The following is a 19460-nucleotide window of genomic DNA, read 5'->3' on the forward strand; positions in this document are numbered from 1 at the left end:
TCCTTTCAGGCGAAATTGATACCGACCGAGCCAAATGGCCCGAAATCGGCATGGATTTCAGTACCCGACGGGCACTCGACCGGGCGGATAAAGCTGCCGGACAGGATGATTTGACCGGGTTCGATGTATTGTCCGTATTGCGCCATGCGGCGGGCCAGCCAGATAACGCTTTCGACCGGATCGTTCAGAACGCCCGCACCTAGGCCGGTTTCCTCGATTTCACCATTGCGGAAGGTCAGCGCACCGACCCAGCGGAGATCAAAAGCATCCACGGCGTGCCGGTCCGCGCCCAGCACGATACCTGCATTGGCGGCATTGTCGCTGATCGTGTCGAATACTGTGCGAGCTTTGCCGGACGCGGGATCCACACGGTGAATACGTGTGTCGAGGATTTCAATGGAGGGCGCTACATAGTCTGTGGCAGCGATGATATCCTCGCGCGTGACGTTCTCCCCTCCGACGGCCGACTTCATCACAAAGGCGATCTCGGCCTCGATCCGTGGTTGGATGAAACGACCCGCCGGAACCGTTCCGCCGTGTTCAAAGGTCATGTCGTCAAACAGGATGCCACTGTCCGGAATGTCGATGTTCAGCGCATATTGCATCGCTTTCGAGGTCAAACCGATCTTCCAGCCAATCACCTTGCGCCCCTCGGCTAGTTTCTGGCGATAGATGGCGTTTTGCACCTCGTAGGCGTCGTCCATGCCCATCTCGGGGTGGCGCAGTGTTAGCAGGCCAATCTGCTCTCCAGTCCGTTCCGCGCTCAGCAGATCAGCAGCTGCGCGGGCATGATCTTCGGGCGTCATTGCTGTTCGTCCTCGACTGTGTTGCGCAGCGTACCTATGCCCTCGACGGACACCTCAACCACGTCACCCGGAGCCAGGTATTTCGGTGGATCAAACCGCGCCCCTGCCCCGGTCGGCGTGCCGGTGACGATGATGTCGCCCGGCTGCAGGGTCATGAAGGTCGAGATGTATTCGATCTCGCGCCGGATCGGGAACATCATGCGGTTCAGGGTATCATCCTGGCGCAACTCGCCGTTCACGTGGGTCTGAATACGGGCATCATCCAGTTGCGCGGCGTTGGTGAACGGCACCAGCCACGGGCCGATAGCACCCGTATTATCCCAATTCTTGCCTTGCGTGACGTTGAACTTGGCGTGGCGCACCCAGTCACGGATCGTACCCTCATTACACAGCGTCAGGGCTGCGATATGGTCGTAGGCGTCCTCTTGTGAAATCCGACGTCCAGTCTTGCCGATGACAATCGCCACTTCGCCTTCGTAGTCCAATGTGTGGTTTTCCGGCGGACGGATCAGAGGGCGGTCATGGCCGGTGAAGCCGCTTGCGAAACGTGGGAACAGCGACATGTATTTAGGCTGCGCGCTGCCGTCATTGTACTCGGCGTTGCGGTCCGGGAAGTTAACGCCGACGCACAGGATGCGGCGGACATCGGGCATCACCATCTCGTAGGTGAAATCCGTGTGGGTCACGTCCTTTCCTTCGGCGACTGATGCCAGTTGATCAAACACACCAGCAGCGATCACCTCAAAAAGGCTCGCGTGATCTGGGAAAGCATCATTCAACGCAATTGCGCCGACATCCGTGATCGCACCAAAGTAAGTCTGCCCATCGGCGGAGAAGGTTGCGAATTTCATTTAAGTGTCTCCCAAACCTCACGAATAACGTCTGCTGCCATCAGCACATCGTCGCGTGTTGTATCGAATTGTCCGACCTGAAAACGAATGATCTTGCGACCATCAAACATGCCCTGGGTCAGATAAATCCGGCCGTCATCATTCAGCGCATCAACCAGACGCTGCTGCATCGCATCGTCACCCGGGCAGCGGAAGGAAAACAGGCTGAGTATCGGCCCGGTCGTGATCTCGAACCCCTCCATCGCGCCAATTTTCTCTGCAACCTCATTGGCCCAAACGACGTGATTTCGGATTCGTTTACGCAGACCGTCCAACCCGTAAGAGCGCAACAGGAACCAAATCTTCAGCGCACGGAACCGACGTCCCAACGGGATCGTCCATTCCGAATAATTGGTCACCTCGGCACCGGTTGTCTTGAGGTATTCAGGTTCGATCTTCAGCGTGTTGAGCTGCGGTGTGGCGTCACGCAGAAACTGGATGGCGCAATCGAATTGAGCGCCCATCCATTTGTGTGGGTTGAAAACGATGCTGTCATACCACCCCGCCCCAGGCCAAAGCTCTTTGCGGAACTCCGGGCAAATCATTGCCGACCCGGCCCAAGCCGCATCCAGATGGGTGTAAAGGTCGTATTTCTGCGCGATGTTTGCCACAACTTCCAAATCATCACAGGCCCCAACGCCTGTACCGCCTGTGATCGCAATGATCCCGGCTGGCACATGACCGACTTTGATGTCATCGCGGATAGCGGCCTCAAGCGCGACGGCGTCAATCGCGTAGGTCGGTCCCTGTGTTGGCAGCTTGATCAAGTTATCCTGGCCGATTCCAGCAACCCAACAAGAACGGTCAATCGAGGAATGTACCTGGTCTGAGCAATAAATCCGCAGCGCCCCTTTGCTGTTCAGCCCCTGGCGATTACCTGTGTACCCAGTAGCGCGTTCGCGCATCGTCAGTACCGCAGACAAAGTCGCCGAAGACGCGCTGTCCTGAATGACACCGGTCATACCATTTGGCAGACCGAGGGCTTGTCGCAACCAGTCCACCATAACGCCTTCGACCTCAGTCGCTGCGGGTGCGGTTTGCCAGAGCATGCATTGCGCAGCGATAGTGGTCACCAGCATCTCAGCCAGCATCGAAGGCGGGGCGGCATTCGCCGGGAAATACGCAAAGAACCGAGGGTGCTGCCAGTGAGTGATCCCGGGCATCACGATACGTTCGAAATCGGCCATGATGGCCTCCATCGGCTCACCAGATTCCGGGGGTGAGATCTCAAGCTGCGCAGCAATTTCCCCCGGCGCTGTCTGCGCCCGAACAGGACGATCCGCCAGAGTCTTGTGGTAGTCAGCAGCCCAGTTGGAGATTTGCTGCCCCCAGTGAGAAAATTCGTCCCAATTCATACACTAAGCCTCCTCAAAAGGGGAAATCCCGCCCATGCAGATGTACTTCAACTCCATGAAATCATCGAGGCCATATCGAGATCCCTCGCGTCCAAGACCCGACATTTTGACACCGCCGAACGGAGCCTCTGCCGTTGAGATCAGACCTGTGTTCACACCGACCATCCCGTATTCCAACGCCTCGGATACGCGCCAGACACGCGCCATGTCACGGGAATAGAAATATGAAGCCAAGCCGAATTCGGTATCATTGGAAGCGGCGACAACCTCGCTTTCGCTTTCGAATTTGAACAAGGGAGCGACGGGGCCAAAGGTTTCTTCGGTCGCCACCGCCATATCCGAGGTCACATCGGTCAGAATGGTGGGTTCAAAGAAGGTGCCGCCAAGTGTGTGGGGTCTACCCCCGAGTGCGATCCTAGCCCCCTTCGAAGTCGCGTCACCGATATGTTCGACGACCTTGTCCACGGCAGCCTGATCGATCAGCGGGCCAAAGATGATACCTTCATCAAACCCATTGCCGGTTGGCAGGGTCGCTACTTTTGCAGCCAGCTTTTCAGCAAAGGCGTCGTAGACCCCGGCCTGCACATAGATGCGGTTTGCACATACGCAGGTCTGTCCATTGTTGCGGAATTTCGCGATCACAGCGCCTTCGACGGCGGCATCCAGATCGGCATCGTCGAACACAATGAACGGCGCATTGCCACCCAACTCCAACCCTAGCTTCTTGATCGTTGGCGCGCATTGCGCATAGAGCATCGCGCCGATCTCAGTCGACCCAGTGAAGGTCAGCTTTTGCACGATCGGGCTTGAGGTCATCTCTCCACCAATCTCCCGCGCTGAGCCGGTGATGACCGAGAACAAACCAGCGGGCAGCCCCGCTCGTTCGGCGAGCACGGCCAGAGCGATGGCCGAGAACGGCGTTTGGCTGGCGGGTTTCAACACCATCGAACAGCCCGCCGCAAAGGCCGGTCCAGCCTTCCGGGTGATCATGGCGTTGGGAAAGTTCCACGGCGTAATCGCGGCCACAACGCCTATGGGTTGCTTGACAGTAATGATCCGCTTGTCCGGCGCATGGCTAGGTGTGACATCCCCGTAGACCCGGCGGGCCTCTTCGGCGAACCACTCGATGAAGCTGGCGCCATAGGCGATCTCGCCCTTCGATTCGGCCAAAGGCTTACCCTGTTCGGCGGTTAGAATGGCACCCAGATCATCCTGGTTTTCCATCATCAGATCATACCAGCGACGTAAGATTTGGCTGCGCTCTTTCGCGGTACGTTTGGCCCAGTCTTTCTGCGCGCGCTGCGCATCGGCAATCGCCTCGACCGTCTCGGCAGCACCCAGATTGGGCACACGCCCGATCAACTCACCCGTCGCCGGGTTTATCACGTCAATCGCGCGCTCAACGTCTGAAGCATAAATCCATCTGGACCCGACCCGCGCCTTTTCGGCAAGCAACGTGGGATCGTTAAGACGCAGTTCCGTCATTCGAATTTCCCTGTGTTTCCGGTTCTAGACCGAGAAGCTGACATTGGCTTGCCCGGTCCCGGAGCTACCGAAATACGGGGTATATATGTCGATCTTGCCCTTGTAGCTGCCCCATCCAAGGGCACCGAACAGCAAGGCGGTATCGTTCATGGCGCACTCGCCCGCGCATTTCTTGGCGTAGTCGGGCAGAAGTTCGAGGAACTCCTCAAAGCGCCCCTGTTCCCAAAGGTCCAGCACGCGCATGTCCATCTGGCGATTGAACTCGCCGTTTACCGAGTTCAGTCCATCGACCGAGCGTTCATTGGGCGTGAAGTCGTGGCTCAACGACCCCGAGGCCAGGATCGACACGTTACGGTCCGAGCGTCGGATGCCTTCGGCGATGGCTTCACCCCAGACGCGATTTTCAGCAATCGACGAGAACTGGTTGACCGCCACGGGCAAAACCCGCGCATTCACACCCTCGTTGATGAAGTGCATCGGCAGCAAAGTGCCGTACTCCATACCCATATCGGGGTGCGAATGCCCCAAGGCCCGTTCGCCACGTTCACGCAGAACATCAAGGATGGTTTCCCCAAGCTCGTGATCGCCGCGATAGTCGAACTCCATATCCGCCAACATGTGCGGCAGTTCATGACTGATGAAACGGCCCTTGTGGTGCTCTTTCGTGTTCAGATGGAATCCCTGATTGGTGATCCAGTGCGTGTCAAAAATGACAAATGTATCGACTTTGCGGTCGATCGCATCCTGACGAAGACGCGCATAGCCGTCGATGGCAGGTTGGCGGATGCCTTTGTATTTCGGCATTGTGTGGGACATCCAGATGCTTGGCACATGCGTTATCTTCGCGGCCTGTACAATCTTTCCCATGGCAGTTCCTCCTCGCATTTGTGACGCCTGGCAACCGAAGTTGAAGCTACCTGACATCGTTCGGTCCTTCAGCAGTAAGCGGAAAGTGCCGGACCAGTTTGTGCGCGTTTTGTCTATCCTAGCTTTGTCCCCGCCCAATGGGGACAGTGCCGCTAGTTTACTTCCCCAATTGCATGATCTTGTGTTGACCGGTTGCAAAGCCAATGTGCTTTTGTTCCATATAAAACTCGAACGACCAGTCGCCGCCGTCGCGCCCGATGCCGGACGCTTTGACGCCACCAAAGGGCGTCGGCAGGTGGCGCACATTTCCCGAGTTCACCCAGATCATTCCGGCCTCAAGCTTGTCGGTAAAGCGCAGCGCCCGCGTCAGGTCGTTGGTCCAGACATAGCCGGTCAGACCATAAGGCGTGTCATTGGCCATCTGCAGTGCCTCTTCTTCAGTCGAGAACGGGATCGAGGTCAGGACGGGGCCAAAGATCTCCTCACGGGCGATGCGCATCTGGTTGGTGGCATTGGTGAACAGGGTCGGACGGATGAAGTACCCTTCATCGCCCAGCTTCACACCACCGGCTGCGACGGTCGCGCCGTCCTCTTTGGCGATGTCGAAATAGCTGGTGACCTTGTTGTAGTGCTCCTCTGTGACCAGCGGGCCGATTTCGGTCGCCGGGTCCAGCGGATGGCCGACCTTGATGTTGTTGACGCGTTCGATCAGCTTGGCTTCGAACTCTTCCTTGATGCTGTCCTGCACCAGCAGTCGCGAGGATGACGTACAACGCTCGCCATTGATCGAGTAGATCATGAAGATCACGGCATCCAAAGCGCGGTCCAGATCGGCGTCGTCGAACACGATGACCGGGTTCTTGCCGCCAAGTTCCAGATGCATCCGCTTCAGCGTGTCCGCGCCCTGTTTGGTGATGATGCTACCTGTGCGGCTTTCACCGACAAAGGCGATGGCCTTAATAAAAGGGTGCTCGGTCAGCGCCTTACCCGCGTCGGGGCCAAAGCCGTTCACAGTGTTCAGCACACCTTTGGGCAGTCCGGCCTCTTCGGCGATTTCGACCAGCAAGCGGGCTGACAGGGGCGAATCCTCGGCGGGTTTGTGAACCACGGTGCAGCCTGCAGCCAGAGCGGGCGCGATCTTCCAGGTCGACAGCATGAACGGCGTGTTCCAAGGGGTGATCACGCCAACCGGACCAATCGGCACGCGGGTGGTGACATTCATCAGGGTCGGCGATTTCAGATGTTGACCGTCGCGCGCCTGCACAACCTGATCTGCAAAATAGCGAAAGTTCTCGGCTCCGCGCAGAGCCGCCTTGGACATAAATCGCAGGGTCTGACCCGTGTCCCAGCATTCGCACAGCGCGATTTCCTCGGCGCGTGCTTCGATGGCATCGGCCACGTTAAGCAAAATGCGGCGGCGTTCGGTGGCAGGCATGTCGCGCCAGTCTGCAAAGGCCGCATGAGCCGCTTTCGCAGCGATGTCAATGTCTTCATCGGTACCGTGGGCAACATCGCAAATCACAGACTTGTCGACCGGGGACGTGGATTGAAAAACACCGGCGGAACCAGCAACATCCTCGCCCGCGATACGGTTTTTGATGCCCGTCTCTTTGAACCGCGCCAGAAATCCCGCCAGTTTTTCGATGTTGGTGTCCAGTGCGCTCATGGGTCAGGTCTCCTGCGTAGTGGCGCCAAGGTGATCGCGGATCGTACCAGTCTTGGGCGAAAGCTTCGCGTCGATGTCGCGCATCTCAAGCGAGAGCGCGATCGAATGATGTTTGAAGGCAGGTGCCAGATACGCTTTGACCGCCTCAAAAATACGCTGCGTGGCATCCTGTTTTACGTCGTCGGACCGACCGGCGCGCAGGCGGATCGAGATATCGATAAAGCCATGCGCCGGATTACCGTCTGCAATTGCAAAATGATCGACCCGCACAGCGCGGACACGAATTCCCGGCATCGGAAAGGTATCAATCTCAGCAGCCCTTGCTCGGATGCACTCACACAAGCCATCCATGTCGACCTTGTCCTCTAGGTTCCCGGAATACTCGACTTGAAAATGCGGCATGTGCCCTCCCTTATTGGTTAACATGTTTACTTTTTTACAATCATGCTGTCAAGAACTTGCCTTGTTAATCTTTGCAATTTCGGAATCGGCAATTTAGAAAGCCGCATGACCACGCAAAGCCATACAAAAAGTACCGCCCGATCTCTTCCGATTGCGCTGTTGCGCGCACGGGAAACCGTCATGGCACCGATCCGGGACATGCTTCATGACATTCAGCTCACCGAACAGAAGTGGCGCATCCTGAGGGTTTTGGACGAGCTGGGCGAGGTTGAGCAAAGCGCAATTGCCCACGAGGCCTGCCTGCTTCTGCCCAGTCTCACTCGCATTCTGCGCACCATGGAGACCGATGGCCAGATCACCCGTCGCCAGGACAAACAAGACAAGCGCCGCACCATGGTTCGGATCACCGATGCCGGCCGCGCGGTTCTGGAAGACAACCTTGCCACGTCGCTGGCGATCTCAAACAATATCGAGTCGCAGATGGGCCGCGAGAAGCTGAACCAACTGCTGGACCTGCTTGAAGAGTTGCAGGCGGTTAAAGTCTGACCCCGCCCTAGGGCGGGCGAGGTCACGTAAGTGTTGGTTAAAGAGACGCCAGACCGGTATCCAGCGCAGACAGGATCTTGGCCACGTCCTCTGATGTGATGATCAGCGGCGGAGACAGGATGATATTGTTGCCGGACACACGCACCATCACACCATCTTCATAAGCCGCTTTCTGAACCTGCAGCGGCAGGTGTTTCGCGATGGGTGCCTTGGTCGAGCGATCCGAGACCAGTTCCAGCGCACACATCAGCCCTTCGCCGCCGCGCACATCTCCGATCACGTCGTATTTCTCGGCCAGTTTTTGCAGCCCGGCAAACAGCTCATCCCCGCGCGAGGCGGCGTTTTCCCAGACGCGCAGGCGCTTGATCTCGGACAACGCGGCCAGCGCCGCTGCAGCCCCAACCGGGTGACCGGAATAGGTATAGCCCTGATCCACCGACGCCTTGCCGGTGGTGTCGTTTTCAAACACCTCGGCAACAGCCCCCGAAATCATCGCCGCCCCAAACGGGAAGTACCCATTGGTGATGGCCTTGGCCGTCGTCATGATGTCGGGCTGCACCCCCCAATGCCGCGCACCGCTTTCACTGCCGGTACGCCCAAAAGCGGTGATGATCTCGTCCGAGATCAACAAAATTCCGTGTTTCGAGCAGACCTCTCGCACCATCGGCATGAAACTCTTATGCGGCGGGATTACGCCCCCTGCCCCAAGAACCGGTTCCATGATGAAAGCCGCAACCGTGCTCGCGCCCTGGAATGAAATCTCGGCCTCAAGCGCTTTGACGCAAAGCTGCGCCAGACGCTCAGGGTCGGTCTCGTCGAACGGGTTGCGATAGGTCCATGGCGCGGGCACATGGAAACAGCCCGGCATCATCGGCTCATAGACCGCGCGGAACTTCTGATTGCCATTGACCGATGCAGCGGCGAAATGTGTGCCGTGATAGCCCTGTTTCAGGCTGATGAATTTAGTGCGCCCGGCCTCGCCACGCACCTTGTGGTACTGCCGCGCCATTTTCAGCGCGATCTCAACCGAATCCGAGCCGCCCGAGGTAAAGAAAGCGCGGGTCAGGCCGTCGGGCTCAAAAAACTGCGCCAGTTCATAAGACAGCTCGATTGCCTTGTCGTTGCTGGTGCCACGGAAGGTCGAATAGTAGGGCAGCGCATTCAGCTGATCAGCGATGGCCTGCTTAACCGGCTCGCAGGAATAGCCCAGATTGACGTTCCAAAGCCCCCCGACCGCGTCCAGCGCCTTGTGACCATCGACATCGACAATACTGACACCCTCGCCGCCGTTCAGAATCGTGGGCGGATTCTTCTGACTTTCGGCGGGGTGCGCCATCGGGTGCCAGAAGTAACGCGCGTTGTTTTCTTTGAGAAAGTTCGAGTCTTTCATTTCTCTGGTCTCCGGGTTTTGCGTCCACCCGCTCAAGGATGGAATTCGATTGGAAAAGTGTCGGGAAGCTGACCACCAAAACTTGCGGTCAGGTCATTTGAGAGGGCGTGCAGGACGGTCAGGATTTCAGGAAGCCGGTCGTCTCCGGCGCGGCCTTCGGGAACGGCAATCGCAATGGTTCCCAGCGCCACTTGATCAATCCCAAATATGGGTGCCGCATAGCCATAGACGCCATCTTCGTAGCTTCCACTGCTATTCGCCCAACCGGCCTGACTGATTGCCGCGACCCGCTCTTTGATCTTGGCCGGGTCGGTCAGCGTGGCGTCCGTGTATCGTACTTGTTCATTCTGATCGAGACGGTCCAGCAAGAAGGATGGCCCAAAGCTGAGCATACAAAGACCGGATGCTGTCGCATTGATTGGAAGAATCTCGCTAGGGTCGAGGCTGACGCGCACGCTGTGGCGGTTCGTTTCGACCACCAGCGCGGTTTGAAGCCACTCCTTTTCAAGCAGGGAAAGATGCAGGCTTTCACCAACGTCCTGCATCGCGACCTGCATTCTCTGGCGGGCGCTCTCGATACCGGGACGGGCAATCTGCCGCAACGCTGCCAGTCGCAAAGCAGCAGGTCCGACCGCATAGGATTTGGTCATGGGGTTCTGCTCGATCAGCCCGTATTCCTCAAGCGCCCGAAGGTGTCGCAGCGCCGTGGCTTTGTTCAATCCGGACAGGCGCGCAAACTGACTCAACCCAATTTCTGGCCGAGCGTTTGAAAAGTAGTTGAGCATTTTCAGGGCGTTCAGGGCAGTACCCATGCGATTCACATCCTCCTGTTAAGGTAATACTTGACAGAACAAGCTTAACAAAGCAACATTATTATTGTTAACGCGGATCATATAATGAACCACTGACGGGAGGTGTCAATGAAGAAAGTTCTAACAGCCGCCGCTTTTGTTGCTTCTGCAACCGCCGCACTGGCCGAGTATCCAGAGAAACCGGTTTCCTTTGTCGTTCCATGGCCTCCGGGTGACTTGGAAGACGTTCTCACACGGATGATCGCCGACGAATTTCAGGCCATGTATGGTGTTCCTGCCGCCGTCGTGAACAAGCCCGGTGGCGGCGGTGGTCCGTTCCCCGGAGCGGTGGAAGTTGCGACCGCTCCGGCAGATGGCTACACCGTTGGCTCGTTCGTCATAGGCGTACCGGTCATCGGCCCGGACATTGGCATTCCCGAGCTAAATCCCAACCCGTTCGAACCGATTGGCATTTTTCTGACCTATCCCTTCGTCATTGCCTCCAGCAAGGATGCCCCGTTCGCGACATGGGAAGAACTGGTGGAACACGGCAAAGAAAACGATGTCGCGCTTGGTCACTTCGGCTCGGTTCTGCCGCCCACACAAGTCACCTTTGCGGCCGCAGTCAGCAGTGGGTTTGACTTCGCCAGCGAAGCCGCCTTCGACGCGTTGGACTGCAACACCCTGGCTTCGGGCGACGTAGACGTGATCAACACGACGCTTCAACTTGTTCTTCCTTGTCTGGACCAAGTGAATGTCCTGGCCAGCATCGGTGGCGAACGGATCTCATTGGTCCCGGATACGCCCACGGTTACCGAGCTGCACCCCGAACTGCCATTGGCGCTGTGGAATGGTCTGTTCGTCCACAAGGACACTCCGGCCGAAGCACGCGAAAAGATCACTGCCGCCGCGCAGAAAGCGCTGGGATCTGACAAGGCCAAGCAACTTGCCGAAGAAACTGGAGCACTGATCTACTGGCAGGATCCGGATGCCTCGAATGCACAGATCGAACAGGACAAAGCCTCGTTCTCTAAAATCGAAGAGATTCTAGGCGAATAACGCGAAACCGGCCCGGCGTATTGCAATACTGTCGGGCCTTTTTCTATCCAGCAGGAGGCCATAATGATCGCAAAGACATTGCAAGACATGTTCAAACGATACCGCCGACCCGGCGATGTCGTTTTTGCTTTGGCCTTCCTGGTATTTTCGGTTTTTCTACTGAGCCAACTGGGCACGCAGACCGAGGTTGTCAAACGCACTAAGTGGTTTGCGCAACCAAGCTTCTGGCCAATGGTCTCGCTCTGGGCAATGGCCGCCTTTGCTTTTCTGCACTGGCTCAGCTCCGCCATGTCGGACCGCATTCCGGGTCGCTGGCCCGAAGTCGCGTTCTGGCTGCGGTCCCTTGAATACGTCGCCTATTTTCTGATCTACGTCGCCGTTGTCCCGCTTCTTGGATACCTGCCTTCGACCGTTCTGTTCGCGGTATTCCTTGCAGTCCGAACCGGGTTCCGAAGCGCTGGGGCAATTGGCCTTGCGGCGGCTTTCGGTGTGGCGGTGACCATCATTTTCCGAGCCTTCCTGCAAGTGAAAATCCCGGCCGGTGCCGCCTATGAATACCTGCCCGATTCCGTGCGCGCCTTTGCGCTGACTTATCTCTGAGGTTCGCAAATGGAAACGCTTATGTCCGGTCTTTCGATCCTGACACAATGGCAGGTGATCGTTGCCCTTCTGATTGGCTCGATCGGTGGGGTCATCATTGGCGCGGTGCCCGGTGTTGGCGCTGCGGTTGCCATCGCCATCCTTTTGCCTGCCACCTTCGCGTTTGAACCCATTGTCGGCCTGACGCTGTTACTGGGTATCTATGGCTCGTCAATGTATGGAGGCGCCATACCCGCTATTCTGATCAACACGCCTGGTACGGCGGTGAACGCGCTGACCACCTATGACGGCTATCCCATGACCAAACGCGGTCAGGGGCATCGCGCGCTGTCACTGGCCTATTCCGCTTCGTTTTTCGGTGGTGTCTTCGCCATCATCTGCCTGATGATCCTGTCGCCCGTTCTGGCGTTGATCGCACCGCATTTCGGCAGCCGAGAGATATTTTTGGCCGCCCTTCTGGGGATCATTATGGTGATCCTCGCTCACCGAGGGCAGATTTTTGCTGCCGGTATGTTGGCCGCTTTCGGGATTTTCCTGAACACGGTCGGGCTTGAGCCAGTGAAATACACCCGCCGCTTTACCTTTGAACAAAGCTGGCTGGCTTCGGGCGTAGATCTGATCGTGGTTGTTCTGGGCCTGTTTGCCATCAGTCAGGCCCTGCTTTTGCTGCTTGAAAAGAACCACGCACCGGGCGAAACGCATGTCAGCGGCAACATCTTCGCCGGCCTCAAGGAACTACTGGGCATCAAGCGCGTCGCAACCGCGTCCTCGAGCATCGGGGTCTTCATGGGTATGGTGCCGGGCACAGGTGAGTTCACCTCGCAATTCCTGTCCTACACCTATGCACAAAAAACCTCGAAAGACCCCGACAAATTCGGGGATGGCTCGCCAGAAGGGCTGGTGGCGTCTGAAGCCGCCAATAATGCAGTGCCCGGCGCGGCCATGATCCCACTTTTGGCGCTGGGTATCCCGGGCGAAGCGCTGACCGCGATGATGTTGTCGGTGTTCTATGTGCACAATGTCATCCCCGGCCCGCAGCTGTTTGAAAACCAGATGGACTTTGTGATGGCGCTCTATATGGCGCTGATCCTGCTGAACGTCATCGTTCTAGTTTTCCTGCTCTTCTCGACCAACCTGCTGCTGAAGATCATCCAGATCCCAACGCGGTTTCTGGGCATTATGATCCTGATCCTGGCCTTCGTCGGCGTCTACAGTTTGCGTAACTCGATTACCGACTGCGCCATTGCCGCTGGTTTTGGTGTGTTCGGCCTGATCCTCAAACGGCTGGACCTCCCGATTGTGCCGATCATTCTGGGCATGGTTCTGGGCGGGATCATGGAGGTCAAGCTGCGCAGTGCCATGGCGCGGGTCAAATCACCGCTCGATTTCGTCGACCGCCCGATTGCGGCGATCCTGACGGCGCTGATCGTGCTGATCCTGCTGCTGCATTTCCGAACGTTGTACTACGAGTTCCGCAACAAGCTGAAACCCGAGCCGACCGCGCAACCGGTCGACTCCGATCACCCCAATCAGCAAGGGTAACTCTGCCATGAACCAGTCCGATATTGACGCCCTTCGCTCTCAGGTTCTATCCACCCGATCTCACTTCATCGGCGGGCGCTGGGTCGCCGCTTCGGAAGGTGGACATCGGGAGGTGCTATCGCCTGTCGATGGCGCAGTACTGACCCAAATTGCCGAAGGCACCCCGGCAGATATGGAGGCTGCGATTAGCGCTGCGCGGGCTGCGTTCGAGGATGGCCGCTGGTCGCGCCGATCCCCTGCCGAGCGAAAGAAGGTCCTGCTGAAGCTGGCCGACCTGATCGAAAAACACGCTCTTGAGTTGGCTGTTCTGGGGGTGCGCGACAATGGCACCGAAATCACCATGGCCATGAAGGCCGAGCCTATGTCGGCAGCTGGCACATTCCGCTACTACGCCGAGGCGATTGACAAGGTCTACGGTCAGATCGCCCCCACGGCAGAAAACGTACTGGGCTTGATCCATCACGCATCGGTTGGCGTCGTCGGAGCGATTGTGCCGTGGAACATGCCGCTGATGATCGGCAGCTGGAAACTGGCCCCTGCGCTGGCCACCGGCAACTCGGTCGTGTTGAAACCCGCTGAAAGCGCTTCCTTGTCGCTGCTGAAACTGGCCGAACTGGCAGCCGAGGCCGGAATACCCGACGGCGTGCTGAACGTCGTCACCGGGTCAGGCCGGGTGGTGGGCGAAACGCTGGCGCTGTCGATGGATGTGGACATCATGGTGTTCACAGGCTCAGGGGCTACAGGCCGTCGACTGCTGGAGTATTCGGCGCGGTCGAACATGAAACGCTGCTATCTGGAACTGGGCGGCAAGTCCCCCAACATCGTCTTCAACGACGCCCCGGACCTAAGCGAGGCCGCCAAAGTGTCCGCAGGTGGTATCTTCCGCAACGCAGGTCAGATCTGCATCGCCGGATCGCGTTTGTTGATCCAAGAGGACATCCACGACGACTTTGTTGCCGAACTCGTCAAACATGCCGAAGCGATGCGGGTCGGCAATCCGCTCGATCTGGACACACAAATTGGCGCAGTTCATTCGCTGCCCGAGTTGGAATCCAATCTGGACTTCGTAGCCAAAGCCGAGGCCGAAGGCGCCGAGCGTCGCACTGGCGGCGGGCGCATCCTTGAGGAAACCGGTGGCTACTATATGGCCCCGACGGTGATGACCGGGGTCAAATCCACTGACAATCTGTTCCAGAACGAGGTGTTCGGTCCGGTTCTGGCCGTGACCCCCTTCAAGGACGAGGACGAAGCGATCAGGCTGGCCAATGACTCGGTCTATGGTCTCTCCTCGGGCGTGTGGACATCGAACCTGTGCCGCGCGCACCGCATGATCGCTGGCATCCGCGCTGGTGTCGTGCATGTGAACACCTATGGCGGCTCTGACCTGACCGTGCCGCTGGGTGGTGTGCGCCAGTCAGGCAACGGGCACGACAAGTCCCTGCATGCGTTCGAGAAATATCTCGACCTGAAAACCGCCTGGATAAAACTCTGACCAAAGGTCTGCTGCATGACACTTCCTGCGAAATCCGCCGAGCTTGTTGAACGCCGGACCAAGCTGCTGGGCCCGAATGTCTCGACCTTTTATGACGAACCGCTTCATATCGTGAAGGGCGAAGGGGTCTGGTTGTGGGATGCGGACGGGCGCAAATATCTGGATTGCTACAACAATGTCCCGCATGTCGGCCATTGCAACCCCCGCGTGGTCGACGCGATCTGCCGCCAGGCGTCAACGCTCAACACCCACACGCGTTATTTGCATGACGGCATTCTTGACTATGTTGAGAAGCTGACGGGCACGATGGATGCCTCGCTGGACACCGCCATTCTGACCTGCACCGGGTCCGAGGCCAATGACATCGCCCTGCGCATGGCCGAAGGCATGACCGGCAAACGCGGTATCATTGGTACGGATGCAACCTATCACGGCAACACTTCTCTGGTCAGCCAGTTGAGCAAATCAAACTTGCCGACCGTTGGCTTTGGTCTGGATCAGTATTTCCGGTTTGTGGAAGCACCCGACAGCTATCGAAACCCAGACCCAGACGGCAGCAAGTTTGCCGATGCTGTGGCCGAACAGATTGCTGAGCATGAAAAGACCGGCATCGGCTTTAGCGCTTTGGTCATCTGCCCCTATTTCCTGAATGAAGGCTTCCCCGACCATCCCGACGGCTGGCTGAAATCCGTGGCCGAAGTGGTGCGCGAGGCCGGTGGCCTGCTGATCTGCGACGAGGTTCAATCGGGTTTTGGCCGAACAGGCACCCATATGTGGGCGCATCAGAAGATGGGCGTGGTGCCGGACATCATGACCATGGGCAAACCCATGGCCAACGGCCATCCGGTGGGCGGTGTCGTGACGCGCAACGAAATCCTTGCCACCTTTCGCAAGGGCTATCGCTACTTCAACACGTTCGGTGGCAACCCAGTGTCCTGCGCAGCAGCGATGGCGGTATTGGAAGAGATTGAGGCTAAAAACCTCGTCGCCAATGCCAAAACTGTGGGCGATCACGCCCACGCACTTATGACGGCTTTGCAGCAGAAATATGAGTTCATCGGCGATGTGCGCGGCTCGGGCCTGATTTTCGGGGCCGAGATGGTGCTGGATCGTCAGACCAAGGAACCGGCCAGCGAATTCACCGATCGGATCATCAACGCGATGCGGCACCGGGGCATCATCCATTCGAAACTCGGCCGCCACAAGAACACGCTCAAGATCCGGCCACCGATGCCGTTCTCGAAAGAGAATGCCGATCTGTTGTTTGACACATTGGACGAGGTTTTGGCCGAAACCCCGCTGACCCTATGATCCCGGTTGTCGAGCAAGCCCTGACCCTTTGGGGCATGGACGGTGCCGAATGGTCGCTGATCGCGGCCCGCGAAAACCATGTCTACCGGGTTCAGATCGGCGCGAAAAGCTATGCGCTGCGCCTGCACCGCAAAGGCTTGCATTCGGATACCGCCTTGAGGTCCGAGCTGCAGTGGATCGCCGAGCTGGGCGCAAAGAGCGTCGGTGTACCCACACCGGTACCGGCCACGGATGGCCGCTATTTGCAACTGCTGGACGGGGTCCAGGTCGATATGCTTGACTGGTTGCCCGGTCGCCCGCTGGGATCGACCGAAACCGGGATCGACCATAGTGATCGTACCGGGCTGTTTCGGGCCCTCGGGCATGAGATGGCGAAGCTGCACGAAGTCAGCGATGCCTGGACGCGTCCCGATGACTTTGAGCGCTGGTCCTGGGATCGTGCTGGACTGCTGGGCAATGCCCCATTGTGGGATCGGTTTTGGGAAAACCCCACGCTTTCTGGCGAGGATCGTGCCCTGTTCACTGCGTTCCGCGAGAAAGCCAACAATCACTTACTGCAGATCGAAAACCAACTGGACTACGGCCTGATCCACGCCGATCTGGTACGTGAAAACGTGATGGTTCGAGGCGACAAGCTCTGGCTGATTGATTTCGACGACGCCGGGTTCGGGTTCCGTCTGATCGATATCGCCACGACACTGCTGAAAAACCTATGCGAGCCGGATTACGACGCCCTGCAGGCGGCCCTGCTAGAGGGATACTGGTCGGAACGTGCGCTAGACACCGAGTATCTCGATCTGTTCATGGCCCTGCGCGCGGTCACTTATGTCGGCTGGATTTCGTCCCGCATGGGCGAAGATGGATCAGAGGCACGAAACATGCGGTTCAAAGATACCGCCCGAGAGTTGCTGACGCACTACCTCGGATAAACCGAACGCACGGGAGGAAACCATGACCAATAAAACGATCCTGCTGATCGGGACATACGACACTAAAGACCCCGAGATGCGGTTCATCGAAGAAACCGTAAAGGCGCAGGGAGCAGATGTGCTAACAATGGACGTCTCCGTTCTTGGCGATCCTGAAACACCGACCGACATCTCAAAACATGACGTCGCAGATGCCGAAGGCAGAACCATCGACGAGGTGATTGCGCTGGGGGATGAGAACAAGGCCTTCCGCGTCATGTCCGCCGGGGCTGCCAAGGTAGTGGCAAGAGCCTATGCCGAAGGCCGGTTTGACGGGATGCTGGCCACTGGTGGAACCATGGGTACCGACCTTGCGCTGGACTGTGCACAGGCCCTGCCCATGGGGGTCCCGAAATACATCGTTTCAACAGTCAGTTTCTCATCGTTAATCCCCCCACATCGGTTGGCCCCGGACATACAGATGATCCTGTGGGCCGGTGGGTTGTACGGTATGAACTCGATCTGCAGGTCTTCGTTGGCACAGGCTGCAGGGGCCGTGGTCGGTGCTGCCAAAGCCGCCATCGCGCCGGATCGTGGCAAACCCCTGATTGGCATGACCAGCCTTGGGTCCTCCTGCCTGCGTTACATGAAAACTCTGAAACCTGCGCTGGAAGAGCGAGGCTTTGAGGTTGCAGTATTCCACTCGACAGGCATGGGCGGCATGGCCTTTGAAAAACTGGCCGCCGAAAACGCCTTTGTCTGCGTGATGGATTTCTGCATGCAGGAGTTCGGCAATCTGCTGGCCGGCTCGGTTGTTTCAAGCGGAGAGGATCGCGTTACCAATGCCGGGCGCGTTGGCACGCCGCAGATGGTTGCACCGGGCGCTCTGGACCTGCTGGACTTCGCGGGCTGGCAAGAGATCCCGGACCAATATGCAGATCGCCCGTTTCACGAACATAACCGCCTGATCAAAAGCTCGGTCTTCAATGGCGAGGAACGCCGCGCCTGGATCAGGGAACTTGCAAACCGGCTGGAAGCAGCAACCGGGCCGGTTCATTTCTTCCTGCCGTTGCAAGGCGTTGAAGCATGGGACAAGGAAGGCGAAGAGGCACATGACCCCGCGGCCCTTGCTGACATGGTCGATGAGGCCCGCAAGGTCATGCCGGACCAGGTGCCGATGACTGAGCTGGACGCCCATATCAACGACGCCGCATTTTGCAATGCCGTTCTGGCCAAATTTGACGAATGGGTTGAAAGCGGGATTGTCAGCCGTGGTTAGCTGGCTTCCTATTGCGTGTCAGAGTTTTCGTAAAGCTAATCGCACGTAGCTACGAAGGTAAACGAGTTGCACAACAAGGGAGTGTCAACCACCCTTTAAACCACTCTTTTTCGCAGAAGGCGGCCAAGATATCACGCCCGGACGAGCGGGCGTGACAGGTGTGCTGTCAGACATATTCGAACCAGCCTCAGCTAGACCGGTATGGTGCTGTCAGACGAATTCCAACCAGTCTCTAGTGGGCCAGTGACGCTGTCTTTTATCCCGCACCAAGTTCGCGCCACTCGGCAAGAGCGGCGGATCATGTCAGTTCGAAGGTGTCTCGGCTGGTGAGCGATCGTCCCTTGTTGAAGTGGTTGTAGGCAGGGGAATGGACAGAGACAAATTTCTGCAAACTTCGCATACGCCTAAAACGTTGCATGGCGCATTCACGCCGTCGGAAAAGATGGTGCGAATTCCTGGAGCGGTTATTGAGCCACCTGCCCGTCTGCTGTTTTTCGGTAGCGCCAATCTCTGAGAGAAGCCCGAAAAGAGGCGCAGCTATCGGTGACTACTTCTTCAGCTTTACCGCGCGCTTCATCAATTTCCCGAGAAATTTCAATGCCGCCAGCTTGTTTCAACTTTTGGTAGCGATTGCTTCCAGCACCTCGCCCTCGTGATCGGCGGCCCGCCAGAGGTGGTGTTTCTTGCCAATCACCTTCACGAAAACCTCGTCTACGTGCCACTTTCATTTCGAAAATGTCCACAGTTTCTGGACTCGCTTTCGTCTGATCTCAGAGGCAAACACCAGGCCAAATTGTTCCACCAATATTTGACAATTTCCTGGCTCATGTCGATGCCTCGCCCGTGCAGCAAATCTTCGACATTGCAAAGCGAAAGCGGGACAAGGATGTACAGCATCACCGTCAATCGGATGAACTCGGGGCTGCTCTTGAAATACATGAAAGAGGCAGGCCTGATCATGAGCAAAAGCTACCGAACCGCCCAGCCCCGCTCAAGCAAGGTTCTTCTGAAAAGACTGTAGCGATGTTGTCTGGCTCCTTTGTTGAGAGCACTTGGACGAATGCTTCAAAC

The 19460-nt window shown here is 57.5% G+C and carries 17 protein-coding genes and 1 pseudogene; 8 read left to right on the forward strand and 10 right to left on the reverse strand.

Annotation, left to right across the window (positions count from 1 at the left end; genetic code table 11):
- Positions 1–5: 5 nt before the first annotated feature.
- The 7 genes from hpaH to ACRZ95_RS05710 all read right to left on the reverse strand — a co-directional run bounded on the left by hpaH (position 6) and on the right by ACRZ95_RS05710 (position 7471).
- A complete protein-coding gene (gene hpaH / locus ACRZ95_RS05680; RefSeq protein WP_170677335.1) occupies positions 6–806 on the reverse strand; it encodes a 2-oxo-hept-4-ene-1,7-dioate hydratase in 801 nt (266 codons plus the stop codon).
- Positions 803–1657 carry a fumarylacetoacetate hydrolase family protein gene (locus ACRZ95_RS05685; RefSeq protein WP_170677333.1) on the reverse strand — a complete coding sequence of 285 codons (855 nt, stop codon included), beginning with the start codon at positions 1655–1657 and terminating at the stop codon, positions 803–805. Before ACRZ95_RS05685 ends, hpaH begins: the two co-directional genes overlap by 4 nt.
- Positions 1654–3051, reverse strand: coding sequence for a pyridoxal-dependent decarboxylase (locus tag ACRZ95_RS05690; protein ID WP_170677331.1), 1398 nt, complete (start codon positions 3049–3051; stop codon positions 1654–1656). The genes ACRZ95_RS05685 and ACRZ95_RS05690 overlap by 4 nt, the downstream gene beginning before the upstream one ends.
- A 3-nt stretch (positions 3052–3054) precedes the next feature.
- Positions 3055–4536 (reverse strand): NAD-dependent succinate-semialdehyde dehydrogenase, encoded by a 1482-nt coding sequence (locus ACRZ95_RS05695; protein ID WP_480554639.1) that lies wholly within the window; start codon positions 4534–4536, stop codon positions 3055–3057.
- Between the two features lie 24 nt (positions 4537–4560).
- The gene (hpaD, locus tag ACRZ95_RS05700; protein ID WP_170380896.1) at positions 4561–5403 is read right to left on the reverse strand and encodes a 3,4-dihydroxyphenylacetate 2,3-dioxygenase; all 843 of its coding nucleotides are present in this window, start codon (positions 5401–5403) and stop codon (positions 4561–4563) included.
- 157 nt (positions 5404–5560) lie between these two features.
- A complete protein-coding gene (hpaE, locus tag ACRZ95_RS05705; RefSeq protein ID WP_170677329.1) occupies positions 5561–7069 on the reverse strand; it encodes a 5-carboxymethyl-2-hydroxymuconate semialdehyde dehydrogenase in 1509 nt (502 codons plus the stop codon).
- Between the two features lie 3 nt (positions 7070–7072).
- Positions 7073–7471, reverse strand: coding sequence for a 5-carboxymethyl-2-hydroxymuconate Delta-isomerase (locus ACRZ95_RS05710; RefSeq protein WP_170677327.1), 399 nt, complete (start codon positions 7469–7471; stop codon positions 7073–7075).
- Positions 7472–7576: 105 nt separating this feature from the next.
- Between ACRZ95_RS05710 and hpaR the strand changes: the two genes are divergently transcribed.
- The gene (gene hpaR / locus ACRZ95_RS05715) at positions 7577–8017 is read left to right on the forward strand and encodes a homoprotocatechuate degradation operon regulator HpaR (protein WP_170556492.1); all 441 of its coding nucleotides are present in this window, start codon (positions 7577–7579) and stop codon (positions 8015–8017) included.
- A 37-nt stretch (positions 8018–8054) separates the two neighbouring features.
- Here the strand turns inward: hpaR and ACRZ95_RS05720 are convergent, their stop codons facing one another.
- The gene (locus ACRZ95_RS05720) at positions 8055–9407 is read right to left on the reverse strand and encodes an aminotransferase class III-fold pyridoxal phosphate-dependent enzyme (protein WP_170677325.1); all 1353 of its coding nucleotides are present in this window, start codon (positions 9405–9407) and stop codon (positions 8055–8057) included.
- 32 nt (positions 9408–9439) lie between these two features.
- On the reverse strand, positions 9440–10219 hold the full coding sequence (locus ACRZ95_RS05725; RefSeq protein WP_170677323.1) for an IclR family transcriptional regulator: 780 nt from the start codon (positions 10217–10219) through the stop codon (positions 9440–9442).
- 108 nt (positions 10220–10327) lie between these two features.
- On the opposite strand from ACRZ95_RS05725, the gene ACRZ95_RS05730 reads away from it, so the two are divergent.
- The 7 genes from ACRZ95_RS05730 to ACRZ95_RS05760 all read left to right on the forward strand — a co-directional run bounded on the left by ACRZ95_RS05730 (position 10328) and on the right by ACRZ95_RS05760 (position 18389).
- A complete protein-coding gene (locus ACRZ95_RS05730; protein ID WP_170677321.1) occupies positions 10328–11257 on the forward strand; it encodes a tripartite tricarboxylate transporter substrate binding protein in 930 nt (309 codons plus the stop codon).
- A gap of 63 nt (positions 11258–11320) precedes the next feature.
- Entirely contained in the window at positions 11321–11857 is a 537-nt protein-coding gene (locus ACRZ95_RS05735; RefSeq protein WP_170470521.1) for a tripartite tricarboxylate transporter TctB family protein, read from the forward strand.
- Positions 11858–11866: 9 nt separating this feature from the next.
- Positions 11867–13399, forward strand: a complete 1533-nt coding sequence (locus ACRZ95_RS05740; RefSeq protein WP_170677319.1) for a tripartite tricarboxylate transporter permease — start codon at positions 11867–11869, stop codon at positions 13397–13399.
- 7 nt (positions 13400–13406) lie between these two features.
- Positions 13407–14891 (forward strand): aldehyde dehydrogenase, encoded by a 1485-nt coding sequence (locus ACRZ95_RS05745; protein WP_170677317.1) that lies wholly within the window; start codon positions 13407–13409, stop codon positions 14889–14891.
- A gap of 15 nt (positions 14892–14906) precedes the next feature.
- Positions 14907–16202 (forward strand): aminotransferase class III-fold pyridoxal phosphate-dependent enzyme, encoded by a 1296-nt coding sequence (locus ACRZ95_RS05750; RefSeq protein WP_170677316.1) that lies wholly within the window; start codon positions 14907–14909, stop codon positions 16200–16202.
- Positions 16199–17131: a phosphotransferase gene (locus ACRZ95_RS05755; protein ID WP_170677314.1), complete on the forward strand. Its 933-nt coding sequence runs from the start codon at positions 16199–16201 to the stop codon at positions 17129–17131. Before ACRZ95_RS05750 ends, ACRZ95_RS05755 begins: the two co-directional genes overlap by 4 nt.
- A 22-nt stretch (positions 17132–17153) precedes the next feature.
- Positions 17154–18389 carry a Tm-1-like ATP-binding domain-containing protein gene (locus tag ACRZ95_RS05760; RefSeq protein ID WP_170677312.1) on the forward strand — a complete coding sequence of 412 codons (1236 nt, stop codon included), beginning with the start codon at positions 17154–17156 and terminating at the stop codon, positions 18387–18389.
- A 298-nt stretch (positions 18390–18687) separates the two neighbouring features.
- Here the strand turns inward: ACRZ95_RS05760 and ACRZ95_RS05765 are convergent.
- Positions 18688–19349: pseudogene (locus ACRZ95_RS05765) on the reverse strand (IS6 family transposase).
- Positions 19350–19460 lie beyond the last annotated feature (111 nt).

This window comes from Ruegeria sp. AI3, assembly GCF_056541245.1.